The sequence below is a fragment of the Kribbella sp. NPDC050470 genome (assembly GCF_044458365.1).
Classification (GTDB): Bacteria; Actinomycetota; Actinomycetes; order Propionibacteriales; family Kribbellaceae; genus Kribbella.
The window spans coordinates 526,589-552,728 of sequence record NZ_JBITHV010000004.1 but is presented as its reverse complement, the minus strand read 5'-3'; the positions used below and the strand labels follow the sequence as shown (position 1 = coordinate 552,728).

The following is a 26,140-nucleotide window of genomic DNA, read 5'->3' as shown; positions in this document are numbered from 1 at the left end:
TTCGAACAGCCGGATATGTTCGGTTTCCGCACAAATCTGGGCCAAACCCGTTAAATGCTTGACGTTCGCAGACTGACGGCGTGCGCGGAGAGCCGAACACCATCCGTGACGGCCGCGGCCGTGCCGAAGGTCAGCAGCTCGTGCGACAGCCCACCGTCGACCGGGACCACGGCCTCTCCGGCGGCCAGGTTCACCACGATGCGCACGCTCCCACGGGTGACCACGATCCAGTCGCCGTCGGCGTCGTACGCGATGCCGACCGAGGACAGCCGGTCGTCGCGCAGGTCCGGCGTCCGGGCGCGCAGGGCCAGCAGGTCGCGGTACCAGGCCAGCAGCTCGCGGTGCGGCGACTCGTCCAGCTCGGTCCAGTCGAGGACCGAGCTGTGCCAGGTCTCCGGGTCCTGCGGATCCGGGATCTCGTCGGCGTCCCAGCCGTGGTCCGCGAACTCCCGCCGCCGGCCGGTCCGGACCGCCTCGGCCAGCTCGGGTTCCTCGTGGTCGGTGAAGAACCGCCACGGCGTCGAGGCGCCCCACTCCTCGCCCATGAACAGCATCGGCGTGTACGGCGACGTGATCACCAGCGCGGCCCCGATCGCCAACTGGCCGGGCGTCAGCGCGGGCCGGTCGCCGAGCGCCCGGTTGCCGACCTGGTCGTGGTTCGAGGTGTACGCGAGGAACTCGCCGCCGCGGTGCCGGGCCGGATCGACCGGCCGTCCCCAGTCCTTGCCGCGGAAGGTCGAGTACGACCCGTCGTGGAAGAACACCTGGGTCAATGTCTTGGCGAACACCCCGGGATCGCCGAAGTCCACGTAGTACCCGGCCCGCTCGCCGGTCAGCAGCGTGTGCAGTGCGTGGTGGAAGTCGTCACTCCACTGCGCGGTCATGCCCAGACCACCCTCGGACACCGGCTCGACCATCCGCGCGTCGTTGAGGTCGGACTCGGCCACCAGCCCCAGCGGCCGCCCGAGCTGCTCCGACAGGTCAGCGGTCTCCGACGACAGCTGGGCCAGCAGGTGAGTCGGACTGTCGTCCGCCAGCGCGTGTACGGCGTCCAGCCGCAGAGCGTCGATGTGGAACGCCCGGAACCACCGCAGTGCGTTGTCGCAGATCCACCGCCGTACCTCGGCGCTGCCGGTGTCGTCGAGGTTGACCGCCGGTCCCCACGGGGTGGTGTGCCGGTCGGTGAAGTACGGCCCGAACTCGCCCAGCCGGTTCCCACTCGGGCCGAGGTGGTTGTAGACCACATCGAGGCAGACCGCCAGGCCTACCTCGTGGCAGCGGTTGACGAACCGCTGCAGCGCCTCCGGCCCGCCGTACGGCTCGTGCACGGCGTACAGGTGCACACCGTCGTACCCCCAGCCGTGCCGTCCGGGAAAGGCGGCGACCGGCATCAGCGAGACCACCTCGACGCCGAGCAGGACCAGGTAGTCGAGGTGCTCGGTCGCCGCGTCCAGCGTGCCCTGCTCCGTGAACGTGCCGATGTGCAGCTCGTAGAACACCGAGCCGCGCACGTCGCGACCCGCCCAGTCGCCGTCCGTCCAGCGGAAGCGGTGCTCGTCGAACACCCTGCTGAAGCCGTGCACCCCGTCCGGCTGCCACGCGCTGCGCGGATCGGGTAGCGGCTCACTCCCGTCCACGGTGAACGCGTAGTCGGTGCCGTGGTGGGCCTCGACGACGTCCCGCACCCACCAGGCGCCGGCCTGGTGCAGCGGCAGACGACCGTCGCGCAGGACCAAGTCGACCGACTCGGCGTTGGGCGCCCAGACGCGGAAGGTGTGCATTCAGCTCCTTACGAGCAGCGCCACCGGGAGATCCTCCAGCAGCTCATGGATCCGGGCTGCTCCACTACCCACCTCGCGGCCGGTCAACACGTTCTTCCACTGACCGCTCGGCAGCACCACCGTGCTGTCACCCCATCCGCCGAGTCGGTACAGCGCAGCCGGCAGGCGGGTCGCGACCGTGATGACCGCGTCACCACGGGCGAAGGCGACCGCGTGGCCGTTGGAGGTCGGGAGCGGCGTGTAGCTGCCGGTGAAGGCCTCCGGGTACTGCCTGCGGAGACGGAGTGCCCGGCTGGTGACCAGCAGCTTCTCGTCAGACAGGTCGTCCGGCTTCGTACCCTCGTCCAGCCGCTGCAGCCGGGCGATCCGGTGCTCGTAGTCCACCGGCCGCCGGTTGTCCGGGTCGACGAGCGACAGGTCGACCAGCTCGGTGCCTTGGTAGACATCCGGTACGCCGGGCATCGTGAGCTGCACCAGCTTCTGGCCGAGCGTGGCCGCTCGGACGAACTCCGTTTGTCCTGCGGCGAAGCGCCGTACCGAGTCCAGGACCGTGGTGTCGGCGAGGACTGCGGTCGTGAAGGCGGCGACGGCGTGCTCGTACTCCTCGTCCGGGGAGGTCCACATGGTGTGGCGCTTGGCTTCGCGGATCGCCTTGAGCAGGTAGGCCTGCAGGCGGTCCTCCGGCAGCGGGCCGTCGTCCCAGGTGCCGAACAGTGTCTGCCAGAACAAGTACTCGGTGCTGCCGTCCAGCAGCGGGCTCCGGTGGTCCTCCGAGAGCCGTCTCCACTCCCGGACCGCCTCCGACCAGGCCGCAGGCTGCTCGGACAGCACACCGAGCCGGGCACGGACGTCCTCGGACCGCTTGGTGTCGTGGGTGGACAGCGTGGTCATCGTCTTCGGCCAGTGCTGGTTCAGCCGGGCCGCGTACGCGTGGAACTCCTCCGGCGTCACACCGAAGTGCTCCGGGTCCCCACCGACCTCGTTGAGCGACGCGAGCCGGAACCACCGGTAGAACGCGGTGTCCTCGACCCCCTTGGCCATCACCGGCCCACACGTCTGCTGGAACCGGACGATCAGCTCGTCCCGCGCGTGCTCGTCGATCGGACTCGTGTCTTTACCGAGCAGCAGGTGCAGCACGACGTCCAGCGTCTCCTGCCGGTCCTCGTCCAGCCTCTCCCGCGCCTTCTCGGCCGCCCGCTCCAACGCGACGACCGCAGTCGGAGACGGCTGCTCCCCCGGTACGACGTACGCCCGGTAGATCTCGAAGTGGACGAGCAGCTCCACGACCACCTCGTGGAACGCTCGCCGCGTGTGGTCGCGCAGCCGGACGTCGTCCTGGCAGATGCGGGCCAGCAGCTCGACGAGCCGGTGCACCTCGGCGTACTGGCCGTGCTTCACGACCTCCCGCTTGGCCTCCTCCACGACCGGACCGAAGTCGGCAGGCTCACCGGTCAGCTCGGAGTGGAACGCCGCCAGCGGCGCAGCACCGGCCGGGTCGACGAAGAGGCCGCCGACGCGCAGCAGGGCGTCGTACCCGGTCGTGCCGGCGCACGGCCAGTCGCGCGGCAGTTCCTCGTCGCCTTCGAGGATCTTCTCGACCACGACCCACGCGCCGCCGGTGCGCTCCGCCAGTCGGCGCAGGTACCCACGCGGGTCGGCCAGGCCGTCCGGGTGGTCGATGCGGAAGCCGTTGAGCTTCCCCTCGTGCAGGAGCTCCAGCAACAGCTCGTGCGTGGCCTCGAAGACCTCCTGCGTCTCCACGCGGACTGCGGCGAGCGTGTCCACGTCGAAGAAGCGCCGGTAGTTCAGCTCCTCGTCAGCGACCCGCCAGTGCGCCAGGCGGTACCACTGCTCGGTCACCAACTCGGCCAGCGGCAGGTCTCTGGTCCCGGGCCGCAGCGGGTACTCGTGGTCGTAGTACCGCAGTACGTCGCCCTCGACCGACAACTCGCCGTCCGCGAGCACCTTGCCGATCCGCTGACCCAGCACGGCCATCAGCAACGGCTGGTTCCCCGCACCCCAGTCCACGTCGAACCACTCCGCGTACGGCGACCCCGGCCCGTCCCGCAGCACCGACCACAGGGCCTTGTTGAGCCGCGCCGGCGTCGGCACCGCGACGTGATTCGGTACGACGTCCGACACCGCGCCCATCCGGTGATCGGCCAGCCGCGCGGCCAGCCGGTCGAACGCAGGGCGTCCCCCGGCCGGTTCGGACAGCCGGCTGTGGTCCACCACGTCGTACCCGTGCATGGATCCGGGCGCGGCCTGGAGGATCGGGGACAGGTAGGCGTGCGAGATCCCGAGGCTCTGCAGGTACGGGACGACCGCCGCTGCGTCGTCGAACCCGAAACCGGCGTGCAGTTGCAGTCGGTAGGTGGCCTGGGGAGCTGAGGTCATTCCGCGGCCTGCCTCGCGCGGGTCAGGACGAGCGTGCTGCGGGACTCCAATCGAATCGTGCTGCCGGCTGCGTGCGGCTCGTCGCCGGCGCCGCCCTGCGCGGTCGTCGTGTCCACGGCGACCGTCCAGCTCTCGCCGTACTCCTTGGGCGGGAGCAGGAAGTCGAGCGGCTCGTGGTTGCTGTTCAGCAGGACCAGGAACGAGTCGTCCACGACCGGCTCACCACGCGGGTCCGGCTCGGAGATCGCATCGCCGTTCAGGAACACCGCGATCGCGCGGGCGTCGTCGCGCTGCCAGTCGCCGTTCTGCATCTCGGTGCCCTTCGGCGTGAACCAGACCAGGTCGCCGAGACCGTCGATGCCGGTGTCGCCGTGGAAGAAGCGGCGGCGGCGCAGGACTGGGTGGTCGTTGCGCAGCTTGACGAGGGCCTGGGTGAAGGCCAGCAGGTCCTTCTGGCCGTCGGTGAGCTTCCAGTCCACCCACGAGATCTCGTTGTCCTGGCAGTAGACGTTGTTGTTGCCGCTCTGGGTCCGGCCGAGCTCGTCACCGTGCGCGATCATCGGCACGCCCTGCGAGATCAGCAGCGTGGTCAGGAAGTTGCGCTGCTGCTTCGCCCGGAGCGCGAGCACCTCGGCGTCGTCGGTCGCGCCCTCGACGCCGCAGTTCCAGGAGCGGTTGTGGCTCTCGCCGTCCTTGCCGCCCTCGCCGTTCGCCTCGTTGTGCTTGTCGTTGTAGGAGACCAGGTCGCGGAGCGTGAAACCGTCGTGCGCGGTGATGAAGTTGATGCTGGCCAGCGGGCGGCGGCTGTCGTCCTGGTACAGGTCCGACGAGCCGGTCAGGCGGGAGGCGAACTCGGCCATCGTGTACCGCTCGCCGCGCCAGAAGTCCCGGACGGTGTCGCGGTACTTGCCGTTCCACTCCGTCCACAGCGGCGGGAAGTTGCCCACCTGGTAGCCGCCGTCGCCGACGTCCCAGGGCTCCGCGATCAGCTTCACCTGGCTCACCACCGGGTCCTGCTGGACCAGGTCGAAGAACGCCGACAGCCGGTCGACCTCGTGGAACTGGCGGGCCAGAGTGGCCGCAAGGTCGAACCGGAACCCGTCGACGCGCATCTCGGTCACCCAGTAGCGCAGCGAATCCATGATCAGCTGCAGCACGTGCGGGTGCCGCATCAGCAGGCTGTTGCCGGTCCCGGTGGTGTCGTAGTAGTGCCGCTTGTCGGCGTCCACCAGCCGGTAGTACGCCGCGTTGTCGATGCCCTTGAACGACAGCGTCGGGCCGAACTCGTTCCCCTCGGCGGTGTGGTTGTACACCACGTCGAGGATCACCTCGATGTCCGCCTCGTGCAGCGCCTTCACCATCGTCTTGAACTCGGTCACCTGCTGGCCGAGGGTGCCGCCGGCGGCGTAGTCGTTGTGCGGCGCGAAGAAGCCGATGGTGTTGTAGCCCCAGTAGTTCGACAGGCCGCGCTCCTGCAGGTGGCCGTCCTGGGCGAACTGGTGGATCGGCATCAGCTCGATCGCCGACACCCCGAGCTCCTTCAGGTGCTCGACGATCGCCGGGTGCCCGATCCCGGCGTACGTGCCGCGGATCTCCTCCGGCAGCGCCGGGTGGGTCTTGGTGAGGCCCTTCACGTGGGCCTCGTAGATGACGGTCTCGTGGTAGGCGTGCCCCGGCGGGCGGTCGTTGCCCCAGTCGAAGAACGGGTTGGTCACCACCGACAGCATGGTGTGCTCGCGGTTGTCCATCGTGTTCAGCTCGTCCGGCTTGGCGAACCGGTAGCTGAACAGCGACTCGTCCCCGTCGAGCTGGCCGTCGATGGCCTTCGCGTACGGGTCCAGCAGCAGCTTGGACGGGTTGCACCGGTGCCCCTCGGCCGGGTTGTACGGCCCGTGCACCCGGAACCCGTACCGCTGCCCCGGCTGCACCGCCGGCAGGTACCCGTGCCAGACGAAACCGTCCACCTCGGTCAGCTGCACCAACTGCTCGGCCCCGTCGTCGCCGATCAGGGCCAGGTCTACTCGCTCAGCTACCTCCGAGAACACCGCGAAGTTCGTCCCGGAGCCGTCGTACGTGGCTCCGAGTGGGTAAGGACGGCCAGGCCATTTCTGCACCTGATGACAGTAGCCACCCCACCCCCCAGACCATGCACGCCGGGGCGATTTGCTCCCGACTATTCACCCACCACGCCCCGGTACGCGCTTCCCGGGCCGTGCCTGCTTCGTCAGCTGTGGTCCGACGGGTCCTCGTAGACGAGCCTCGGCGGGACCCGGTCGTCGTAGACGGGCGACTGGCGGGGCTTTCCTCGCGGTAGGACCGGCGCCAGGGCGTGAAACACTCGGCGGATCGCGTCGTCGTCGTACTCCTCCAGCCTGTCGGTGGCGCGCAGTAGCGCGGCGCCGTAGTCGAGCCGCCGTACCTCCGTGAAGGCTCCGGTGGCCTCCAGCGCCTCGTACCCGCCTAGGCGATCGACGAGCGCCGGCGGACAGACCGTGACCCAGGAGTACCCGCGCAGTACCTCGTCACTCTGGAGCACACCGTGGTCCTCCAACCGGGGCAGGACGACTTCCAGCGCGGTTCTGCCGCCGTCATTGTCGTCGGCGACGTTGCCGAACGAAGCACGAGCACGTTCGGAGAACTCCGCGAGGAAATCGACCAAGGCCTCCTGCACCTGCACCGGAACCGGGACGTCAGCGGTTCGCTCATCGCAGCCGTCCTACGCCAGCGGGCCGCCGGACTCGGCGAGTCGACGAAGGACGGGGATGAGTCTCCCGCGCCGGTGGGCGAGCACCGGCTGACCACTCGGCTCGACCGACGACACGACGAACTCACCCTGCCGGGCCTCCGATGCGATGAAGCTCAGCAGGTCGGACATCGACCGGGAGATCACAGCCTTCCGGTCCTCGTCACGGCCGAAGTTGATGACCTGTCCGGGCTGACCACCAGGTCCCGGAGCGAGGTCCAGGCCCAGGTAGCTGCCCTCCATACTCTCTTTCAGGATCGGCAACCAACCAGCGGCTGTGTACTCCAGTTGAACTGCCTCGGCCGGGACCGACGCGGAGAACATGCGCAGTGCCTGCATGTCCTCGTCGGACGTCTCGTCCCGCAGCGATGACCAATCGGCCCATTCTCGCAAGGACTCCGCCACCCCGAGGAACACCAGCCCGCCGATCGTTCCGCCGCTGGGCTCGGGACCGGCTTCACCGTCGTGTATCCCCCACAATTGCCGCAACTCGGCAGGCAGTTCCGCGCCGACGGCTTCCTCGTACTGATCGACCTGAGCCTCCACCGCAGGCCCCCTCAACGCGGCATCCAAGTCCGGCACAACCCCCCGAAGCCAAGTCCGGTGCACCGCAAAGAACGAATCCAGATTCACCGTGATTACCTCTCACTGATGCCAGATCAAGTGCGGAGTGAACGAGTAGACGTACAGCAACCGACCACAGCGCAGAACCGACAGAACCAGCACCGCACCAGGAAGCAGGCGCCGTTGTCGCGTCAACCAGATGGCGACAGTGGCGAGAACGATGGCGACGACCGCCCCAGCCAACGCCACACCCTGGAGTGCTCCACGCTCATCACTCTCGACCAACCGTGGTCCTCGCTGAACTGTAGGTTGGTGCGATGGGTTACTGGGGCTACCTCGTCGCGACCAAGAGCGACGTACCACTGGATCAACTGGCCGAACTCGCGACTTTCGGCGAAGACTACGTGCGGGTCGAACCACTCCACGACGGCTGGCAACTGGCCTGGGTCGCCGGAGCCAACGTGGACCCGCTGGTCGGCGCCGAGCTCCTCGCCAAAGCCACCGGCCACCCCGTCCTCGCGGCCTTCATCCTCGACAGCGACTGCGGCCCCGTCGCCGCCGCAACCCCCGATGGCCTCACTTGGTCGGGCACCCTCGCCAAGTCCATGGCCATCAACTCCTACGAAATGCCCGACGACGGCATCACCCAAACCGCCGCAGTCGACTCCTTCCTCACCTGGACAACCACAGCCGGCCTCCCCACCAACCAGCCCCTGGTCACCCAAGCCCTCTCCCCAGACGCCACCGCCCCCGAACACCTGCTCACCCTTCTCCTCCAGTCCACCGGAATCGCCCCTCTTCCGCACGACGGTCAGTCGTAGCTTCTCGAGGCAACTGGTATAGGCCTTGTAATGCAAGCGTTTGACGTTCGGGGCCGGGTTCCTGCCGTGGGGCGGGGCTAGTAGGATCTCGCGCTTGTGAAGTCGCCTTCCGCTCGGCGGCCGGTTTTCCTGGACTCGACCGGGCGTCGCCATCGCGCCATCCGGCGCGCCGGTGCGGTTCTCGCCGTACCGGCTGCGGGTTATCTGATCCTCGTGGTCAGCAGCGTGCTCGGTGGACCGAGTCTGGACACGCCGCTGGTTCCACTGCCGGAGGCGGCCAAGCCTGCGCCCAAGAAACCGGCGGTGACGCCTGCTCCGGCCGCCGTACAGTCCGTGCACCCGAGTGAGGCGGCTGTCACCCCGGACAGCACCAGTACGCCGACGCCGAGCGGCACGCCGCAGCCCAGCAGCACGCCGACCGTCCTCCCCACTCCGACGATCACCCCGTCGACCCGGGCGACCGCTTCGCCCACGACTCCGCCTGGCAAGCCCACCGCTCACGTGAGCAACAAGCCGACCACACCGCCTGGTCGGACCAAGTCGCCGTCCAAGCCGTGAGTCCTCGCCCAGCCGCGCGACGCGCGAAGCCCGTCCCGATGCGCACGCATTGGATCGTTCTGACCGTGCTGCTCGTCTGCCTGTCGAGCATGTTGCTGCTGAACGGCTACACGCACCACATGTTCGGCGCCGAGCCCGACGGGGCGGTCAAGGCTGCCGGCTCGGCCGAGTCGGTGCCGGAGGCGATCGTCAAGGGCGGGCCGGTGGTCGACGCCGCGCCGGACCGGCCGCGGTCCGTGGCGCCCAAGGCCCGCACGATCGCGCTGACCTTCGACGACGGTCCGGATCCGGTCTGGACCCCAAGGATTCTCGACCTGCTGAAGGCGCAGCAGGTCAAGGCGACGTTCTTCGTGGTCGGCACCGAGGTCGCCGCCCATCCGGAGCTGGCCCGCCGAATCGTTGCTGAGGGCCACCAAATCGGCGTGCACACGTTCACCCACGCCAACCTGAGTACGGCGGCCGGCTGGCGCCGATCGCTCGAGCTCCGGCAGAGCCAGCTGATCCTGGCCGGCGCGACCGGGATGAGCACGCCGCTGCTCCGGCCGCCGTACTCGTCCGAGCCCAGCGCACTCACCGATGCGGACTGGACCGCCATCGAGGCCGCCCGCCAGGACGGCTACCTCACCGTGCTGAGCACGCAGGACAGCGAGGACTGGCGACGGCCGGGTACGACGAAGGTCATCGCCAACTCGATGCCGCGCGGGACCGCCGGCCAGGTGCTGCTCATGCACGACGCGGGTGGCGACCGGAGCGAGACCGTCGACGCGCTGGCGAAGCTGATCCCGACGCTGAAGAAGCGCGGGTTCACGTTCGCCACCGTGAGCGACGCCGTCGGGCTGCCGCAGCCGGTCCACAAGGCGAGCCTGATCGAGCGCGGGCGCGGCCTGGCCGCGATCTGGGCGATGCGGATCAGCGACGGCGTCCTGACGCTGCTGACCTGGTTCCTGTACGCCGCCGGCGCGCTGAGCGTGCTGCGAGCGATCACCACGGTGGTCGCGGCCCGGCGGCACGCGCGCCAGCGGGACTGGTCGTGGGGCGATCCCGTCACCGAGCCGGTCAGCGTGATCGTCCCGGCGTACAACGAGAGTGCCGGGATCGAGGCCGCCATCCGCTCGCTGGTCGCCTCGGACCATCCGATCGAGGTGATCGTCGTCGACGACGGCTCGACCGACGGTACGGCGGACATCGTCGAGGCGATGCGGATCCCGGGTGTCCGGGTGATCCGGCAGGCGAACGCGGGCAAGCCGGTCGCGCTGAACACCGGGCTGCAGGCGGCCCACTTCGACCTGATCGTGATGGTCGACGGCGACACGGTCTTCCAGCCGGACACCGTGCGGATGCTCATCCAGCCGTTCGCGGACCCGTCGGTCGGCGCGGTGTCGGGGAACGCGAAGGTCGGCAATAGGCGTGGTCTGCTCGGTCGCTGGCAGCACATCGAGTACGTGATCGGCTTCAACCTCGACCGGCGGCTGTTCGACCTGGCCGAGTGCATGCCGACCGTCCCCGGTGCGGTCGGCGGCTTCCGTCGTACGGCGCTGGAACGTATCGGCGGCCTCAGCGACGTCACGCTGGCCGAGGACACCGACCTGACGATGGCGCTGTGCCGCGACGGCTGGCACGTGGTCTACGAAGAGCGTGCGATCGCGTGGACCGAGGCGCCGGCGTCGCTGGGTGCACTGTGGCGGCAGCGGTACCGCTGGTGCTACGGGACGCTGCAGGCGATGTGGAAGCACCGTGGTGCGTGGGTCCAGCGCGGCCAGGCGGGCAAGCTGGGTCGACGCGGGCTGAGCTACCTCCTGCTGTTCCAGGTCCTGCTGCCGCTGCTGGCGCCGGTGGTGGACGTGTTCGCGCTCTACGGCCTGCTCTTCCTCGATCCATGGCGGGTGGGCGTGGTGTGGCTGGGCTTCCTGGCGTTGCAGTTCGGGATGGGCTTCTACGCCTTCCGGCTGGACGGTGAACGGGCCGGACCGCTGTGGACGCTGCCGCTGCAGCAGCTCGTCTACCGGCAACTGATGTACCTGGTCGTCATCCAGTCCGTGTTCACCGCGCTGGCCGGCTCGCGCCTGCGCTGGCAAAGGATGGAACGCTACGGAAGTCTGTCCGCCCGCCCGAGCACCGAAGGTTTTCCCTAAACCGCGGGCAAATTTCCGGCGATGGCTTCCGGATCAGCCATCCGTCCACGCAAGATCTCCGGCAACCGGCCGCCCGCCCAGCGGCCCGACCCGGAGGAGCGCAATCAGATGCGATCTTTCATCACCCGTCCACGCGCCCTGGCGGTCATGCTGGCCGGCACGGCGCTCACCTTCAGCCCGCTGGGTGGTCAGGCGACCGCCAAGCTTCCCGCAGACCTCCCGTTGGACTGTCACGTCCCAGCGGCGAGCGCGTCCGCCAAGGGCGGGCACGGCCCGGACACCCGGGAGGTGTCGGCCGCCGAGCAGAAGGCGATCGAGGCCCGGACCGCGCAGATCCTGAAGGCCAAGGCTGCTCGTGGCATCGGTGTGCCGAAGGGTGCGCTGGCGGCCGCGAGCGTGCCCGTCTACGTGCACGTGATGCGTGACGCGGCCGGCAACGGCGACGTCACCGACACCCAGATCGCGCAGCAGATCGCCGTACTGAACCAGACGTTCGCCGGGCAGGAGTCGTCCGCCGCGGCTAACACCGGCTTCACCTTCACGCTGGCCGGGACGTTCCGCTACAACAACAACAACTGGCACAAGGACAAGCAGAGCGCCACGTACCGCAAGCAGACCCGCAAGGGCGGCGCGAACGCGCTGAACGTCTGGCTGGTCGACTTCGCCTACCTCGGGATCGCCACGTTCCCGTGGGACTACGACCGCAACCCGGGCGTCGATGGCATCCGCGTGCACTTCGACTCGCTGCCGGGCGGCGGGATCGCCAACTACAACCTGGGTGAGACCGCGACCCACGAGGCCGGGCACTGGTTCGGTCTGTACCACACGTTCCAGGGCGGCTGCACCGCCACGAACGACGAGGTCGCCGACACTCCGGCGCAGGGCAGCCCCACCAACGGCTGCCCCGAGGGCCGTGACTCCTGCTCGCTGCCGGGTCTCGACCCGATCCACAACTACATGGATTACTCGTACGACTCCTGCTACAACCAGTTCACCCCTGACCAGAGCACCCGCATCAGCAACATGTGGACGGCCTACAGGGCCTAGGCTGTGAGGCGTGGTCACCCCGGCATGCGTGGCCGGGGTGGCCATCTCAGTTCGGGGTGATGCCGTCGAGCAGGCGGCGTAGGCCCCAGAGGTACTGGTCCGTGGTGATGAAGCGCGACATCGTCGGCGCCGCCGCGGCCGAGCGCGGGAACATCTCCGCCGGGATCTGCGCGAACCCGGCCCGCCGCCGCGCCACCCGGTCGTCTTCTGACGGCAGCGGACCGGCTCCGGTCTCGTCGGCCACCTCGAGCGCGATCGAGCCGAGGACGTAGACGATCAGCAGGTACGTCGCCCGCGCCGCATCGGCCGGGTCGAGTCCAGCGCCGATCAGCACGTCCAGCAAGCGCTCGTTCAGCGCGGTCGTCCGCGGGCCATCCATCGGGCCGCTCATCAGCAACGCGGCCGCCCCCGGGTGTGCAACCAGCCGAAGGCGTAGGCCGATCGCCAGCGCCTCCACGCGCTCCCGCCACGGCGCGCCCTCGTCGGCGAACGCCCCGCCGTCCGCCTCGCCCAGCAGCTTCTCCACCAGCGCCCGGTCGACCGCCGCCTTGTCGGGGAAGTAGGTGTAGACCGCGTTCGGCGCCACGCCGACCTTCGCCGCGATGCCCCGGATCGACGCCGCCGACCCCTCGTCGAGCAGCTCCAGCGCCGCGGTCAGCAGCTCGTCCTCGGTCAACGTCCGCCGCGGCCCCGGCCGGCCTCTTGTCGCCATCCGCCCTCCTAACTCTGGACAGCGTACAGGATTGCCTGCATGCTAACTCTGTACGCCGTACAATTTTGGGAGGGAATCCAGATGCGTCGCATCACCGGGGGACTGTTCGTCGTCAGCGCCGTCAGCTTCGCCATCGCCGCCGGCGTGCTGTCGGCCACCTTCGACTGGCCGGACATCCTGCGCGAACCGGCCGGCACCGTGCTCACCTCGTTCACCAAGGGCGGGCCGGGACTGGTCTGGACCTGGTTCGCCACCGCCTGGACCTACGGCCTGCTCGCGATCCCGATCCTGATGTTGCCCCAAGCAATCAATCGGGAGTCGTCGACGGTGTTGCGAGTCGCCACCGCGCTCGGCGCCGCGTCGGTGCTGCTGTCGCTGATCGGGTTCCTGCGCTGGGTGTTCGTCGTACCGCCGCTGGCTCGGGCCTACGCCGACGGCGACCAGGCGGTCGCGGCCGCGTGGACCGCGCAGCACCAGTACGGCGGTGCGCTGCTCGGCGAGCACCTCGGGCAGCTCCTGGCCATCGCGTGGAGCATCGGCGTCAGCGTGGTCATCCTGCACACGAACGCCGTACCCCGCTGGATCGGCTGGGGCGGACTGCTCGCGAGCGTTCTCTACTTCACCAACCAAGGCGACGTCATGGCGACCGCACTCCCCGACTTCCCGGTCTGGGATGCCGCCGGACTCATCGGCAGCACCGCCTGGGGAGTGTGGACGATCCTGCTCGGTCTGATGCTGCTCGTCAGACGAGGTACCGATCGCCTAGCTGGGTGATACGGAGCCAGCGGGAGCCGTAGGGGTCCAAGCCCAGCTCGAGTACGCCGTCCTCGCGGACGCTCGCCGTACCGTCCTGGAGGAGGTCGACGGCCTGGACGCCGACTCCGTTGCCGGCGACCGCGAGGGTCACGTGAGCTGGTTCGTCGGCGAAGTTGTGAACGGCGACGACGCGGCCGCCCTCGTACTCGGAAAGGTGGGCGAACACCGATGGCGCCTCGGACTCGAGGACCGTGTACTTGCCCCAGGACAGCTCCGGGCACTCGCGGTAGCGCAGCACCAACTGCTTGATCCAGCTCAGCAGCGAGTCGGGATCACGGCGCTGGGCGGCGACGTTGACGTGCTCCGGTCCGTACTCGCCTTCGGTGACGGGTACGGCCAGGTCGTTCGGGTCCGCGGTCGAGAAGCCACCGTTCGGGTCGGCCGTCCACTGCATCGGCGTGCGGACCGCGTTCCGCCCTTCCACAGCGAGGTTCTCGCCCATGCCGATCTCCTCACCGTAGAACAGCACCGGCGTGCCAGGCAGCGAGAAGAGCAGGCTGTAGACCAGCTTGAGCCGGTCCGGGTCGTTGCCGAGCATCGGCGGCAGCCGGCGGCGCAGACCGCGGCCGTAGAGCTGCATGCCCTCCTCGGGACCGAAGGCGTCGAACACCTCCTGCCGCTCGTCGTCGGAGAGCTTGTCCAGCGTGAGTTCGTCGTGGTTGCGCACGAACGTGCCCCACTGCGCCTCCTCCGGCGGGTCCGGCCGTTCCCGCAACGCCTTCACCAGTTCGGCGGGGTCGCTGCGCGCCAGCGACAGGTACAGCCGCTGCATGGCGATGAAGTCGAACGACATGGTCAGCTCGTCGCCGTCCTCATCACCGAAGAACTGCCGGGTCTCCTTGTAAGGCAGGTTGACCTCGCCGAGCAGCATTGCCTGTCCACTCCGCCGGGACAGGAACGCTCGCAGGTCACGCAGGTAGTCGTGCGGGTCGGGCAAGTCCGCCGCGTCGAGTGAGCCCGCCGGGTCGATCAGGAACGGCACGGCGTCCACGCGGAACCCGGACAGCCCCAGCCGCAGCCAGAAGCCGATCACCCGCATGATCTCCTCGCGCACCGCGGGATTGGTGATGTCGAGGTCCGGCTGGTGCTTGTAGAACCGGTGCAGGTAGTACTGGCCAGCCTCCTCGTCGTACTGCCAGAGGCTCTGCTCCTGGTCGGGGAACACGATGCCCTTGTCGGCGCCCGGCGGCGGCTCGTCCCGCCACACGTACCAGTCCCGGTACGGCGACTCGCGCGACGCCCGCGCACTCCGGAACCACGGGTGCTGGTCGGAGGTGTGGTTGACGACCAGGTCGGCGATCACGCGCATCCCGCGGTCCTGGGCGAGCGTGATCAGCTCGACCAGGTCGCCGTGCGTCCCCAGCCGCGGGTCGACGCCGTAGAAGTCGGTGATGTCGTAGCCGTCGTCTCGGTCCGGTGTCGGGTAGAACGGCATCAGCCACAGGCAGGTCACGCCCAGCTCGGCCAGGTGGTCGATCCGCTGGCTCACGCCGCGCAGGTCGCCGCGCCCGTCGCCGTCGGTGTCGAAGAAGGTCTCGACATCGAGGCAGTACACCACTGCGTTCTTCCACCAGACATCCGCGGTCTCGGTCAGCCTCATGCCTTCGCGGTGCCCCGCAACATGGCGAGCTACACCGGTCGTGGACTGATCGGTGTGTAATCAGCCAGTCACGTGGAGTAGGTTCGTTGTCATGCTGAAACGGGCTGTCGTGCTTGCCGGGGTTCTCTTGCTCGCCACTGCCGGATCCTCTGCCGACAAGCAGTTCATCGTCGGCGGGACGCTGGCGAGTGTCAGCGAGGCGCCGTGGGCGGTGGTCGTGACCAACACGCAGTCCTCGCGGCCGACCGGGCGGTGGTGTGGTGGCGTCCTGCTCGCACCCGACAAGGTCCTGACGGCCGCGCACTGCATGACCAAGCCGGTCTCGACGTACGGCGCGATCCAAGGACGCGCCGACCTCGGCGACCACTCGACCGGCCGGGTGTCCGGGATCAGCAAGATCTGGATCCACCCCGGGTACAACACCAAGAACAACCGCAACGACTTCGCGATCCTCACCCTCGCCAAGCCGTTCACGCGAGTGCCGTTGATCGCGCTCGATACGAACCCCAAGGCCGATCGGCGCGGCGTCACGCCGACCGTCTACGGCTGGGGCGACACCGCGGACACCGGCCCGGACGACACCCTGCAGAAGGCCGCCGTACCCGATCTCGGCGACGACGCCTGCCTGGCGAACAAGGAGTACGTCGCCAGCGGGTACGCCGCCGCGTCGAACGTCTGCGCCGGCAACGGCAGCACCGACGCCTGCCAGGGCGACTCCGGCGGTCCGCTCGTCCTGAACGGCCGTCTGCTGGCCACCGTGTCCTGGGGCAAGGGCTGCGCCGACCCCGATTTTCCCGGTGTCTACGCGGAAATCGCGCCAGTGGCTGAGACCATGCTTGAACAGGTTCGTTAACCCGAAACATACCTGTCAGTACCGGTCTCAGGTCGTCACCGCTCGGACACAGCGGGAAAACACCATGTCTTTACCTTTCTGGTCAGCTACTTCGTTGCCCAGTGAGGAGAAGGCATGGCGCAGACCAGACGTCAGTTCCTGCAGCAGGTCGGTATCACCGGTGGAGCCGGTGTCATGTACTCCACGATGTCGGCGCTCGGCCTCACGGGCGTCGCCGAGACGCCCGCGTACGCCGCCCCGTCGCGAGTCGAACTGAACGGCCACGGCCGCAAGCACATCGTCGTCCTCGGTGCCGGCATCGCCGGGCTGACCTCTGCGTACGAACTGCTGAAGGCCGGCTACAAGGTCACCCTGCTCGAGGCTCGCACCCGTCCCGGCGGCCGAAACTGGACCGTCCGCGGCGGCACCGTGGAGACCGACCTGGCAGGCAACACCCAGCGGGCGACGTTCTCGTCCGGTCAGTACATGAACGCGGGACCGGCCCGCCTGCCGCAGCACCACGTGACCCTCGACTACTGCCGCGAGCTCGGCGTGCCGATCGAGCCGTTCATCAACCAGAACGCGGACGCCTACCTGTACCGCGAGGGCACCACAGCCCTGTCCAACAAGCCGATCCGGCACCGCACCGCCAAGGCCGACGCCTACGGCTACGTCGCCGAGATGCTCGCCAAGGCCACCGACCAGGGTGCACTCGACAGTCAGCTCACCGCCACCGACAAGGCGGCGCTGATCAGCTTCCTCAGCAGCTTCGGCGCGATCGGGAGCAAGGCGGCCGGGTTCGCCTACACCGGCACCGACGGCCGCCGCGGCTACACCGTCGAGCCCGGCGCCGGCCTGGAGGGCGGGACGACCGAGGCGCCGTACGCGCTGAGCGACGTGTTCGCCAGCGGGGTCGGCAACTACTTCTCGTTCGAGTTCGGCTGGGACCAGGCGATGATGATGTTCCAGCCGGTCGGCGGGATGGACCGGATCCCGTACGCGTTCGAGAAGGCGATCGGCAAGGAGAAGATCCAGTACGGCGCCGAGGTCACCGGCCTGCGCAACACCACGGAAGGCGTCGAGGTCACCTACAAAACCGGGACCCGAACCCGGGTGATCGCCGCGGACTACGCGATCTGCACACTGCCGCCGCACCTGGCCGCGAAGGTCCCGTCGAACCTGCCCACCCCGATCCTCGACGCGCTGAAGTACGCCCGCCCGACGAACGCGGGCAAGATCGGCATCGAGTACGGCCGGCGCTGGTGGGAGGAGGACCACCGGATCTACGGCGGGATCACCAACAGCAACCTCGACACGGTCAACACCTGGTACCCGTCCAGCGGCTTCCACGGCCGCCGCGGCACCGTCATCGGGTACTACAACACCGGCGCGAACGCCAACGTGTACGGCGCTCTGACACCGGCCGCGCGACTGGACCGAGCCCTGATGCAAGGCACCAAGATCCACGGCGACGTGTACGGCAAGGACGTCAAGGCGGCCTTCTCGGTCAACTGGCTGGGCACCAAGTACTCCGAAGCAGCCTGGGTCAGCTGGCCGTCCCAGACCGACGGGGTCTACGCCCGGCTGCTCGATGCCACCGGCAACATCTACTTCGCCGGCGACCACCTGTCGCACGCCATCGCCTGGCAGCACGGCGCGATGACGTCGGCCCGCGCGACTGTGACCGCTCTGCACAGCCGGGTGGTGGCGAGCCGATGAGGAAGCGTGCACTGATCGCCGGTGTCGCGGCGGTCGCGATCTCCTTCAGCGCCGGCGCCGGTACGGCGGCCGGTTGGTGGGACAAGCCGAAGCCGCCACGACCGGGCACGGTCGCTCCGGTCCTGCCGGCCGGCCAGGCCAACCCGATGATCGCCAGTGGTGTCGGCATCGGGGCCAACACACCGATCTACAAGACGAGCGGGCTCGGCCCGTCCGCCCTCAACACCGGCGCTCCGGCCGGATCGGAAGCGTCGTACGTCGACACCGTCGTCTTCCCGGGTGGGACGCTGCCGGCCGGTGTCACGATCACCGAGGCCCAGGGCATCAACGTGCTGCGGCGGATCGGCGAGAACCTGCAGGCCCAGGGTCTCTCGTACGCCGACGTGTACACGATGCGCGTCTTCCTGCAGAACCCGGCCGGCGCCGCCACCGCCGACTTCGCCGGCTGGAACCGCGCCTACCGCCAGTACTTCGCCAACACCGACCTGACCACCGGGAACTACGTCCCGGTCCCGCTCGGTACGGCGGCGCCCGCCAGGCCGTTCGTGGTCAACAAGGCCCGCCCGTCCCGCTTCGCCCTCGAGATCGAGAACCTCCCGGTCAACGGCTGGCTGGTCGAAGTCGAGGTCGACGCGGCGTACCCCGCCCAGCGCTGACCACCTCGCCGGGGCCCTGGTCCGAGCAGGGTCCCGGCGTAGGCTGGCCGATGGGGGTGGGGCGGATGCGGCACGGGATCTACTTGCCGAACCAGGGGCCGTTTGCGGATCCCGCCGTACTGGCCGAGCTCGCACGGACGGCCGAGGCGGCGGGTTGGGACGGGTTCTTCGTGTGGGACGAGTTGCTGCCGTTGCACGCCCACAGCAAAGCGGTCGCGGCCATGCTCGGCGACTCCGATGATGCAGCGGACGCGATGGTGGCGTTGGCCGCGGTGGCGGCGGCGACCGAACGGATTCGCTTCGGCCCGCTCGTCACCGCGGTGGCACGGTTGCGACCGGAAGCCTTCGCCAAACAGACCGCCACTCTGGACCGGTTGTCCGGCGGCCGGCTGATCCTCGGCGTCGGGCTCGGCCACCCGGACGACCAGTTCACCGCCTTCGGCATCGACGCGGACCTGAAGACCCGAGCCACGATGGTCGACGAGTTCCTCGACCTGGTGACGCGCCTGTGGACCGGGGAGCGCGTCGACTTCGAGGGCAACTACTACAACTGCGTCGGCGCCGCCCTCCGGCCCACGCCGGTCCAGCAGCCACGGATCCCGATCTGGATCGGCGCAGGCGGCTCCTACCGAGCACCCCGCCGCCGGGCCGCTCGCTGGGACGGGTTCGCGCCCGCCAGCGAGCAGTGGCCGACCGTGGTCATCCCGCCCGAGACGTACGCCGCGATCGCCGCCGAGCTGCAGGCCACGCGATCCGCCCGTCCCTTCGACCTGGTCCTGATCGGGAACGCCGACGCCACCGAGCCAACACAGCCAAGCCTCCGGCAGTACGAGCGCCACGGCGTCAACTGGCTGCTGACCCAGGCGCTCACCGTGGCGGACGCGCAAACACGCATCCGCCTCGGCCCGCCCCCTCCAGGACCGCCCCGCTGACGCTCAGGCCATGCGTTCGTACGCCGGAAGCGTGAGGAAGTCCGCGTAGTCGTCGGCCAGCGCCGTCTCCAGGAAGAGCTCGCGAGCCGCCTTGAAGCGGCCGGAGTCGTCGCCGAGCTTGGCGATCTCCTCGTCGGCGATCCGCTGGACCAGGTCGGTCGTGACGGTCTCGCCGGTGTCCAGGACGACGCCGTTCTGCCGCCACTGCCAGATCTGGGAGCGGGAGATCTCGGCGGTCGCGGCGTCCTCCATCAGGTTGAAGATGCCGACCGCACCGGTCCCCTCCAGCCAGGCCGCCAGATACTGGATCGCGACGCTCACGTTGTTCCGCAGCCCGGCCTCGGTTACCGCACCTGGCGTCGCGGCGACGTCGAGCAGGTCCGCGGCGGTGACGGACACGTCCTCCCGCAGCTTGCCGAGCTGGTTGGGCTCCGCACCCAGCACCGAGTCGAAGACGGTCCGGCAGGTCTCGACCATGCCGGGATGCGCGACCCACGACCCGTCGAACCCGTCACCGGCCTCGCGCCGCTTGTCCGCCTCGACCTTCGCGAACGCCTGCTCGTTCACCGCCGGGTCCTTGCTCGGGATGAACGCCGCCATCCCGCCGATCGCGTGCGCGCCGCGCTTGTGGCAGGTCCGGACCAGCAGCTCGGTGTATGCGCGCATGAACGGCACCGTCATCGTGACGCTGTTGCGGTCCGGGAGCTGGAAGTCCGTGCCCCGGGTCCGGTGCGTCTTGATCACGCTGAACATGTAGTCCCAGCGGCCCGCGTTCAGCCCGGCCGAGTGCTCCCGCAGCTCGTAGAGGATCTCCTCCATCTCGAACGCGGCCGGGTAGGTCTCGATCAGCACGGTGGCCCGGATCGTGCCGCGCGGGATCCCGAGGTACTCCTGCGCGGTCACGAACACGTCGTTCCACAGCCGCGCCTCCAGGTGCGACTCCATCTTCGGCAGGTAGAAGTACGGTCCCTGGCCGCGGTCGAGCTGCAGCTGTCCACAGGCGGCCAGGTAGAGGGCGAAGTCGACCAGCGAACCGGACACCGGCTCGCCGTCGACCACGATGTGCTTCTCCGGCAGGTGCCAGCCCCGCGGCCGGACGACGATGGTGGCAAGCTCGTCGTCCGGCTTCAGGGCGTAGCTCTTGGTGTCGGTGCTGAAGTCGATCCGCCGGGTGATCGCGTCCAGCAGGTTCAGCTGACCGCCGACCACGTTTTCCCACAGCGGGGTGTTCGCGTCCTCCTGGTCGGCCAGCCAGACCTTGGCGCCGGAGTTCAGGGCGTTGATCGTCATCTTTCGGTCGGTCGGCCCGGTGATCTCCACCCGCCGGTCCACCAGTCCGGGCGCGGCCGGGGCGACCCGCCAGTCCGGGTCGTCCCGCACGTCCTTGGTCTCCGGCAGGAACTCCAGCGACGCCCCGCCCTCGATCGCCGCCACCCGCTCCCGCCGGCGCTCGAGCAGTTCGAGCCGGCGAGCGCCGTACTCCCGGTGCAACGTCTCGATCAACCCGAGCGCACGCTCGGTGAGGATCTCGTCGTACCGCTCGTTGATCGGCCCGGTGACGTCGATTGACACAGAAGGCTCCTTAGCTGAGTACTACGACTTCGTGATCGGTGATCCGGTCTACTCCGACCGTAATCCAGCCGTCCTGCGCGGTCACCTCCGCCTCCACGCCGGCGACCAGGAAACGGGCCCGGCCGGCCGCTGCCCGCACCCGGACGGTGAACGGCCCGACCGGCGTGAGCTCCTCCAGCCGGCCCCGCCACGCCCCGCCCTGGTCGAGGTTGACCAGGTGCAGGATGTGCGCGTCGCCCTGCTGGTAGAGCTGGCAGTCGAGGACGCCGGCGCCCTCGACCTGCAGCGGGATGCCGTCGTGCCGCACCAGGTTCGCCAGCAGCCGGCCGTGGTCCGGATGATGGTGCAGCGCGTACTGCCGATCGAGGTCCGCCGCGAGGTACGTCGTCCGCTCGCCGACCACGAGCGCCGGGATGTCACTCCACGGCTCGGCCATCCACGACAGCTCCGGCGGGTAGATCGGGAACGGCCGCACGTAGGTCAGCGCCGCCCCGGTCGCCTCGACCAGCTCCAACTGTCCCCCGAACGGCAGCAGGTCCGTGTCGTCGAAGCCGTCGGCCACCGCCCGGTCTTCGATCCGCAGGTACGTGTGGGCGTCGTACGTCTCCCAGTCGACCTTGCCCGCCTCGAGCCGCTTGCCCTGATGCCGTACGCCGAGCAGTTCGGCGAGCGCGAAGTCGTCCCGCCGATCCCCCCACTCGTCGTACAGGCTCGACTCCCCGGTGACCACGAGCCGCCCGCCGCCTTCGACGTACGCCGTCAACGCCTCGCACTGCGCATCGGTGAGCACTCCGACGTTCGGCACGACCAGTACGGCGAAGCGCGAGTCGACCTCATGGGTCGGCAGGTACGGGATCCGGGCCCGGACCAGGGCGTCGACCCACCCCCGATAGGGCAACTGGCTCGTCGTCTCCGGAGCGTCCTTGCCGTGGAAGTCCACACTGCGCTGACTCCACAGCAACCCGACCGTCGCGACCGGCTCGCGGTCGACCAGGTAGGCCTCGTTCGCGGCATGCCAGCCGAACAGCGGCTCAGCCGTCGCGTACTGCCGACGGTCCTCGTGCACCGATCCGATGTGGTGCCACCACGGCTGGATCCCGCCGGCGAACCCCTCCACCGCCCACATGCGGGCCTCCGGCTCCGGCTTGCTGCCGAGGCGGAACGTCGGCGTGCCCGCGTCGTACATGGCCGTGCTCTCCGGGATCAGCGTGTCCCAGCCGAGCAGGCCGTGCAGCCGCTTGCCGCTGTCGGCGTTCGCCTGGAAGCCGGACTCCTCGTGCCGCCACTGCGAGTCCAGCATGAAGATCGGGGTGCGTTTGCAGATCTCCACGTCGTCCCGCAGTCGCTTGCTCTGCGCAACGAGCTCGCCACCGTTCATCCCGATCCACAGGCAGTCCGGGCCGCCCGCGCGCCGGGTCACCTCGTTGTTCAGGTCCCAGACCGCGAGCCGCCGCTCGTAGCTCCAGCGGATCCACTGCCGGTACGCCGGATCCGCCCAGTCGACTCCGGTCGGCAGGTCCTGGCCGAAGCTGTCTCGGCAGTTCGGGCAGTAGCAGATGCTGTCCCGGCCGAGACCGCTCCAGCTGTTGTCGGTGATCCCGTCCGCGGCGCTGCGCTCGACGATCTCCTCGAGGATCCCGGTCAGGAAGTCCTCGTAGTACGGGCCGGTCACGCAGGCGACGTACAGCTTCCCGGCCCGGTAAGGGTTGCCGTCGGCATCGACCGCGAACCAGTCCGGGTGCGCGTCGTACAGCGGCTGGTGGGCCCGGTTGGAGTCCATCCGGGCCAGCACCGTGAGGCCGTCCGCCTTGGCTAGCTCGACGATCTCGCCGTACAGGTCGCGATCGCCGAGGAACTCAGCGCGGTGCTGCAGGTCGAACTTGCTCGGGTAGTAGGCGACGATCCCGCCGGCGTTGACGATCACCCCTTGGACCTTGGTACGACGCCAGTGGTCCCGCCACCACTCGGCGTCGTACCGCACCGGGTCCTTCTCGGTGAGGTTCGTCTGCGCCCACCGCAGGGTCCGCTGGTGCCAAGGCTTCACGGCAGGCTCCGGACCGCGTCCCCCGCACCGGACAGGTTCTCCAGCAGCATCTCGGAGTACTTCCGGCTCAGTACGACGCCCTCCGCGCCACCCTCGAATGCGGCCAGCGTCGCGTCCCGGACTGACTCGCGGGTGCACTGGGTCAGGTCGCCCTCGTTGTCGTCCCAGTTGATCTTGGTCCCGAGGTCGCGCGGCTGCTCCAGCCGCTGCTTCGTGACGCCGACCGGGATGTCGATGTCGATCCCGGGGTAGATCGCGCTCTGCCCGGCCACGCCCGCGACCGCACGCGCAGTCTCACGACGCACGTAGTCGGCGGTGAACCCGGTCTGCGGCAGCTTCTCGTAGTCGCCCTCGTCGAGCTGCAGCAGCTTCATCATCAGCGGGTAGACATCCTCCGGATCCGCGTCGGCGAACAGCGCGCCGCAGATGCTCTTCACCCAGGTGAAGAATCGCGGCCCGGCGCAGTTGTTGTAGATGACCACCTTGATGAAGTCGGAGAACTTCGCCATCTCGGTGTAGTCCTGGTCGGCCCGGTAGAACGGGCTGAACGAGATGTTGTGGTAGACGTGCCAGCCGACCTGCACATCGGGCGAGATCGCCTTGGCCACGCCGTAGATGTCGCGGTACAGCTGCCGCTGGCTCTCGGTCCACAGCGTCTGCCAGGCGAGCACCTCGGGGAAGTTCAGCAGGATCCGCCAGAACGTCACGAACGCGCCGTCGACCGGCCGCTCACCGTCGCCGACCCGCTGGTTCCACTCGACCAGCTCACGGTAGCCGCGCATCGCGCGCTCGACGTCGATGCCACGGTCGCGGGCGATCTGCCGGCAGTGCGTGCAGAAGCAGCCGATCTCGGGGACGTCGACAGTGCCCTGCATCAGCATGTTCAGTGGGCCCGGCCGCTCCGAGCACCACGCGAGACCGTCCAGCTGGTAGCTCTGCAGGTAGTCCTCGACGAACCCGAGGTGCCAGTTGCGGTAGTCCGGGTTGTTGAAGCACGGCCGGCGGCCGGGCCGTCCCCACGCGTCCACCTCGAGCACCTTGACGAAGTTCGGGTAGGTCCGCAGCTGGCGGGCGCCGCCGCTCTCCTCCATCCAGGCGAACGACTTCATCCCGCGCTCGCGGGCCTTCGGCACGACCTCGCCGAGCAGGTCGAACTCCGGGTTCTCCGGCGCCTTGCCGACCGCGCCGAGCACGGTGTTGCCGTAGTACTGCGGATGCGGCGTGGCGTAGTTGCCGCCGACCCAGCCGAGGTCGTACTCGGCGCCGCCGTGGTCGGGAATCGGGTGCCCGGGGATCTGGCGTCCGCCGGTGCCCCGGGTCCAGGTCGGCGTGGCCAGGAACAGCGCGTTCACCGCGCCGCGGTCGGCCAGGATGTCCAGTGTCTGGTCGACGCCTTCGTCGACGAACGAAACCGCTCCGATCTGCATGGCAACGAGCCGGTCCGGCACGGTGCTCACCCCTTCATTCCTGTCATCGTGATGCCCTGGATGAAATAGCGCTGCGCAAAGAGGAAGACGGCGATGACGGGGACCACCGACACGGTCGCCCCGCACATCAGCAGACTGATCTGGGTGAAGTACTCGCCCTGGAACTGGGCGAGCGCCACCGGCAGCGTCTGCAGGTTCTCGGAATTGATGTAGATCAGCGGACCGAACAGGTCGTTCCACGACTCGAGGAAGGTGAACACCCCGATCGCGGCCAGCGCCGGCTTGGTCTGCGGCAGCATGATCCGCCAGTAGATGCCGAACGTGGACGCCCCGTCGATCTTGCCCGCGTCCTCGAGCTCCTGCGGGATGGTCAGGAAGGACTGCCGCATCAGGAACGTCGCGAACACCGGCGTGAGCACCTTCGGCACCCACAGCGGGTACTGCGTGTCCACCCAGCCGATCTGGCGGAACACGATGTACTGCGGGATCAGGTAGGCGATGCCGGGGATGATCGAGGTGGCCAGCAGCACCATGAACGCGAAGTCCCGGCCGGCGAACCGCAGCCGCGCGAACGCGTAGCCGACCATCGACGCCACGATCAGGATGCCGACCACGTTCAGCCCGGCCAGCTTGACGCTGTTCCAGAGGAACACCGGGATCAGCTCGAAGATCTGCCGGTAGTTCTCCCACTGCGCGTCCTTCGGCAGGAACTGCGGCGGCACCGAGAGCACCTTCGCCTCCGGCCGCAGCGACGCGCTGATCATCCAGACCAGCGGCGCCAGGAAGACCACCGCGAACAGCGACATCACGACGTACTGCGAGGTCCTGCTCACCAGCCTCATGAGTAGAACACCCACCTCTTCTGGAGCTTCCACTGCAGGAAGGTGACGGCCGCGATCACCGCGAAGAGGATCCACGCCATCGCCGAGGCGTAGCCGACCTTCCCGAAGCTGAACGCGTTCTGGTAGATGTTGAAGATGTAGACGCTGGTGGCGTGGCCGGGCCCGCCCTTGGTCATCACGTAGATCAGGCCGAACACCTGGAACGACGTGATGAACTGCGTGATCAGCAGGAACAGGAAGTGTGGGGTCAGCAACGGCAGCGTGATGAACCGCAGCCGCTGCAGCGCCCCGGCGCCGTCGATCCTCGCGGACTCGAAGTACTCGTTCGGCAGGCCCTGCAGGCCCGCGAGCAGGATGATCATCGGGTAGCCGATGCCCTGCCAGACGCTGACCATGATCACCGCCGGCATCGCCCAGGTCGAGCTCGACAGCCACTGCGGCCCGGTGATCCCGACCTGGCCGAGCAGCCCGTTGACCACGCCGTTGTCCGGCTGGAAGAACCAGAACCAGACGAACCCGATCGCGACCACGTTCGTCACGTACGGCGCGAAGTACGCCGTCCGGAAGAACGCGACCCCGCGGATCGGCCGGGCGCACAGCAGTGCCAGCACCAGGCCGATCCCGATCGTCAGCGGGATGCTCGCCAGCGTGAAGTAGATGGTGTTCTTGAACGTCTGCAGGAACAGCGGGTCGTCCCCGAACAGGTCGGCGAAGTTCTTCAGGCCCACGAACTCCGGCGCCGAGATCCCGTTCCAGTCGGTCAGCGAGGCGCCGATCGAGACCAGGATCGGGAAGAACTGGAACGCCACCACCCCGACCACGATCGGGCTGATGAACAGCCAGCCGACCAGGGTCTGCCGGCGGCGCGCCCGCCGTACCTCGGCCTCCCGGTTCGGCGCCACGACCTCGGCCACCGGCTGCCTCGTCGGTGTTGTCGTTGCCATT

Annotated in this window: 21 protein-coding genes; 9 read left to right on the top strand and 12 right to left on the bottom strand. The window is 68.8% G+C overall.

The genetic code is table 11. The features are described 5' to 3' along the window. Positions 1-50: 50 nt before the first annotated feature. The 5 genes from treZ to ACIBGM_RS14600 form a co-directional block, all read right to left on the bottom strand. Positions 51-1,781, bottom strand: a complete 1,731-nt coding sequence (treZ, locus tag ACIBGM_RS14620; protein ID WP_396385727.1) for a malto-oligosyltrehalose trehalohydrolase — start codon at positions 1,779-1,781, stop codon at positions 51-53. Beyond that, the gene (gene treY / locus ACIBGM_RS14615; protein WP_360518292.1) at positions 1,782-4,178 is read right to left on the bottom strand and encodes a malto-oligosyltrehalose synthase; all 2,397 of its coding nucleotides are present in this window, start codon (positions 4,176-4,178) and stop codon (positions 1,782-1,784) included. Beyond that, positions 4,175-6,292 (bottom strand): glycogen debranching protein GlgX, encoded by a 2,118-nt coding sequence (glgX, locus tag ACIBGM_RS14610; RefSeq protein ID WP_360518289.1) that lies wholly within the window; start codon positions 6,290-6,292, stop codon positions 4,175-4,177. Before glgX ends, treY begins: the two co-directional genes overlap by 4 nt. Positions 6,293-6,402: 110 nt before the next feature. Further along, entirely contained in the window at positions 6,403-6,837 is a 435-nt protein-coding gene (locus ACIBGM_RS14605) for a hypothetical protein (protein ID WP_360518286.1), read from the bottom strand. 57 nt (positions 6,838-6,894) lie between these two features. Beyond that, a complete protein-coding gene (locus ACIBGM_RS14600) occupies positions 6,895-7,467 on the bottom strand; it encodes an SMI1/KNR4 family protein (protein ID WP_360518283.1) in 573 nt (190 codons plus the stop codon). 335 nt (positions 7,468-7,802) lie between these two features. On the opposite strand from ACIBGM_RS14600, the gene ACIBGM_RS14595 reads away from it, so the two are divergent. The 4 genes from ACIBGM_RS14595 to ACIBGM_RS14580 all read left to right on the top strand — a co-directional run bounded on the left by ACIBGM_RS14595 (position 7,803) and on the right by ACIBGM_RS14580 (position 12,043). Beyond that, the gene (locus tag ACIBGM_RS14595; RefSeq protein ID WP_360518280.1) at positions 7,803-8,306 is read left to right on the top strand and encodes a hypothetical protein; all 504 of its coding nucleotides are present in this window, start codon (positions 7,803-7,805) and stop codon (positions 8,304-8,306) included. A gap of 96 nt (positions 8,307-8,402) precedes the next feature. Next, positions 8,403-8,864 (top strand): hypothetical protein, encoded by a 462-nt coding sequence (locus ACIBGM_RS14590; RefSeq protein ID WP_360518277.1) that lies wholly within the window; start codon positions 8,403-8,405, stop codon positions 8,862-8,864. A 38-nt stretch (positions 8,865-8,902) separates the two neighbouring features. After that, the gene (locus ACIBGM_RS14585) at positions 8,903-10,996 is read left to right on the top strand and encodes a glycosyltransferase (RefSeq protein WP_360518274.1); all 2,094 of its coding nucleotides are present in this window, start codon (positions 8,903-8,905) and stop codon (positions 10,994-10,996) included. 108 nt (positions 10,997-11,104) lie between these two features. Continuing rightward, positions 11,105-12,043 carry a zinc metalloprotease gene (locus ACIBGM_RS14580; protein WP_360518271.1) on the top strand — a complete coding sequence of 313 codons (939 nt, stop codon included), beginning with the start codon at positions 11,105-11,107 and terminating at the stop codon, positions 12,041-12,043. Between the two features lie 46 nt (positions 12,044-12,089). Here ACIBGM_RS14580 and ACIBGM_RS14575 read toward each other — a convergent pair whose 3' ends face one another. Continuing rightward, complete coding sequence (locus tag ACIBGM_RS14575) at positions 12,090-12,755, bottom strand: TetR/AcrR family transcriptional regulator C-terminal domain-containing protein (protein WP_360518268.1); 666 nt, start codon at positions 12,753-12,755, stop codon at positions 12,090-12,092. A gap of 81 nt (positions 12,756-12,836) precedes the next feature. Here ACIBGM_RS14575 and ACIBGM_RS14570 point away from each other — a divergent pair, with 81 nt between their 5' ends. Next, entirely contained in the window at positions 12,837-13,529 is a 693-nt protein-coding gene (locus tag ACIBGM_RS14570) for a DUF4386 domain-containing protein (RefSeq protein WP_396385725.1), read from the top strand. Here ACIBGM_RS14570 and ACIBGM_RS14565 read toward each other — a convergent pair. Next, complete coding sequence (locus tag ACIBGM_RS14565; RefSeq protein ID WP_396385724.1) at positions 13,498-15,171, bottom strand: alpha-amylase family protein; 1,674 nt, start codon at positions 15,169-15,171, stop codon at positions 13,498-13,500. The two genes, ACIBGM_RS14570 and ACIBGM_RS14565, sit on opposite strands and share 32 nt — an antisense overlap. Before the next feature lie 91 nt (positions 15,172-15,262). Between ACIBGM_RS14565 and ACIBGM_RS14560 the strand changes: the two genes are divergently transcribed. The 4 genes from ACIBGM_RS14560 to ACIBGM_RS14545 all read left to right on the top strand — a co-directional run bounded on the left by ACIBGM_RS14560 (position 15,263) and on the right by ACIBGM_RS14545 (position 19,310). Then, a complete protein-coding gene (locus ACIBGM_RS14560) occupies positions 15,263-16,024 on the top strand; it encodes a S1 family peptidase (RefSeq protein ID WP_396385723.1) in 762 nt (253 codons plus the stop codon). A gap of 114 nt (positions 16,025-16,138) precedes the next feature. Then, positions 16,139-17,722 (top strand): FAD-dependent oxidoreductase, encoded by a 1,584-nt coding sequence (locus tag ACIBGM_RS14555; protein WP_396385722.1) that lies wholly within the window; start codon positions 16,139-16,141, stop codon positions 17,720-17,722. Continuing rightward, positions 17,719-18,378 carry a Rid family hydrolase gene (locus ACIBGM_RS14550; protein WP_396385721.1) on the top strand — a complete coding sequence of 220 codons (660 nt, stop codon included), beginning with the start codon at positions 17,719-17,721 and terminating at the stop codon, positions 18,376-18,378. The genes ACIBGM_RS14555 and ACIBGM_RS14550 overlap by 4 nt, the downstream gene beginning before the upstream one ends. A 65-nt stretch (positions 18,379-18,443) precedes the next feature. Beyond that, positions 18,444-19,310, top strand: coding sequence for an LLM class flavin-dependent oxidoreductase (locus ACIBGM_RS14545; protein ID WP_396385720.1), 867 nt, complete (start codon positions 18,444-18,446; stop codon positions 19,308-19,310). A gap of 3 nt (positions 19,311-19,313) precedes the next feature. Here the strand turns inward: ACIBGM_RS14545 and aceB are convergent, their stop codons facing one another. From aceB to ACIBGM_RS14520, 5 genes are read right to left on the bottom strand one after another with little or no spacing between them, the layout of a single operon-like run. Then, positions 19,314-20,882, bottom strand: coding sequence for a malate synthase A (aceB, locus tag ACIBGM_RS14540; protein ID WP_396385719.1), 1,569 nt, complete (start codon positions 20,880-20,882; stop codon positions 19,314-19,316). Between the two features lie 10 nt (positions 20,883-20,892). Continuing rightward, complete coding sequence (locus ACIBGM_RS14535; RefSeq protein WP_396385718.1) at positions 20,893-22,926, bottom strand: alpha-amylase family protein; 2,034 nt, start codon at positions 22,924-22,926, stop codon at positions 20,893-20,895. After that, complete coding sequence (locus tag ACIBGM_RS14530) at positions 22,923-24,383, bottom strand: hypothetical protein (RefSeq protein ID WP_396385717.1); 1,461 nt, start codon at positions 24,381-24,383, stop codon at positions 22,923-22,925. The genes ACIBGM_RS14535 and ACIBGM_RS14530 overlap by 4 nt, the downstream gene beginning before the upstream one ends. Then, positions 24,380-25,195 carry a carbohydrate ABC transporter permease gene (locus ACIBGM_RS14525; protein WP_396385716.1) on the bottom strand — a complete coding sequence of 272 codons (816 nt, stop codon included), beginning with the start codon at positions 25,193-25,195 and terminating at the stop codon, positions 24,380-24,382. Before ACIBGM_RS14525 ends, ACIBGM_RS14530 begins: the two co-directional genes overlap by 4 nt. Next, positions 25,192-26,139, bottom strand: coding sequence for a sugar ABC transporter permease (locus tag ACIBGM_RS14520; RefSeq protein WP_360518235.1), 948 nt, complete (start codon positions 26,137-26,139; stop codon positions 25,192-25,194). The genes ACIBGM_RS14525 and ACIBGM_RS14520 overlap by 4 nt, the downstream gene beginning before the upstream one ends. Position 26,140: the final 1 nt, after the last annotated feature.

Coding starts and splice junctions, on each gene's coding strand:
- treZ (WP_396385727.1), bottom strand. CDS start 1,781: ATGCACACCTTCCGCGTCTGGGCGCCCAACGCCGAGTCGGTCGACTTG.
- treY (WP_360518292.1), bottom strand. CDS start 4,178: ATGACCTCAGCTCCCCAGGCCACCTACCGACTGCAACTGCACGCCGGT.
- ACIBGM_RS14595 (WP_360518280.1), top strand. CDS start 7,803: ATGGGTTACTGGGGCTACCTCGTCGCGACCAAGAGCGACGTACCACTG.
- ACIBGM_RS14585 (WP_360518274.1), top strand. CDS start 8,903: ATGCGCACGCATTGGATCGTTCTGACCGTGCTGCTCGTCTGCCTGTCG.
- ACIBGM_RS14580 (WP_360518271.1), top strand. CDS start 11,105: ATGCGATCTTTCATCACCCGTCCACGCGCCCTGGCGGTCATGCTGGCC.
- ACIBGM_RS14575 (WP_360518268.1), bottom strand. CDS start 12,755: ATGGCGACAAGAGGCCGGCCGGGGCCGCGGCGGACGTTGACCGAGGAC.
- ACIBGM_RS14570 (WP_396385725.1), top strand. CDS start 12,837: ATGCGTCGCATCACCGGGGGACTGTTCGTCGTCAGCGCCGTCAGCTTC.
- ACIBGM_RS14565 (WP_396385724.1), bottom strand. CDS start 15,171: ATGAGGCTGACCGAGACCGCGGATGTCTGGTGGAAGAACGCAGTGGTG.
- ACIBGM_RS14560 (WP_396385723.1), top strand. CDS start 15,263: ATGCTGAAACGGGCTGTCGTGCTTGCCGGGGTTCTCTTGCTCGCCACT.
- ACIBGM_RS14555 (WP_396385722.1), top strand. CDS start 16,139: ATGGCGCAGACCAGACGTCAGTTCCTGCAGCAGGTCGGTATCACCGGT.
- ACIBGM_RS14550 (WP_396385721.1), top strand. CDS start 17,719: ATGAGGAAGCGTGCACTGATCGCCGGTGTCGCGGCGGTCGCGATCTCC.
- ACIBGM_RS14545 (WP_396385720.1), top strand. CDS start 18,444: ATGCGGCACGGGATCTACTTGCCGAACCAGGGGCCGTTTGCGGATCCC.
- ACIBGM_RS14525 (WP_396385716.1), bottom strand. CDS start 25,195: ATGAGGCTGGTGAGCAGGACCTCGCAGTACGTCGTGATGTCGCTGTTC.
- ACIBGM_RS14520 (WP_360518235.1), bottom strand. CDS start 26,139: ATGGCAACGACAACACCGACGAGGCAGCCGGTGGCCGAGGTCGTGGCG.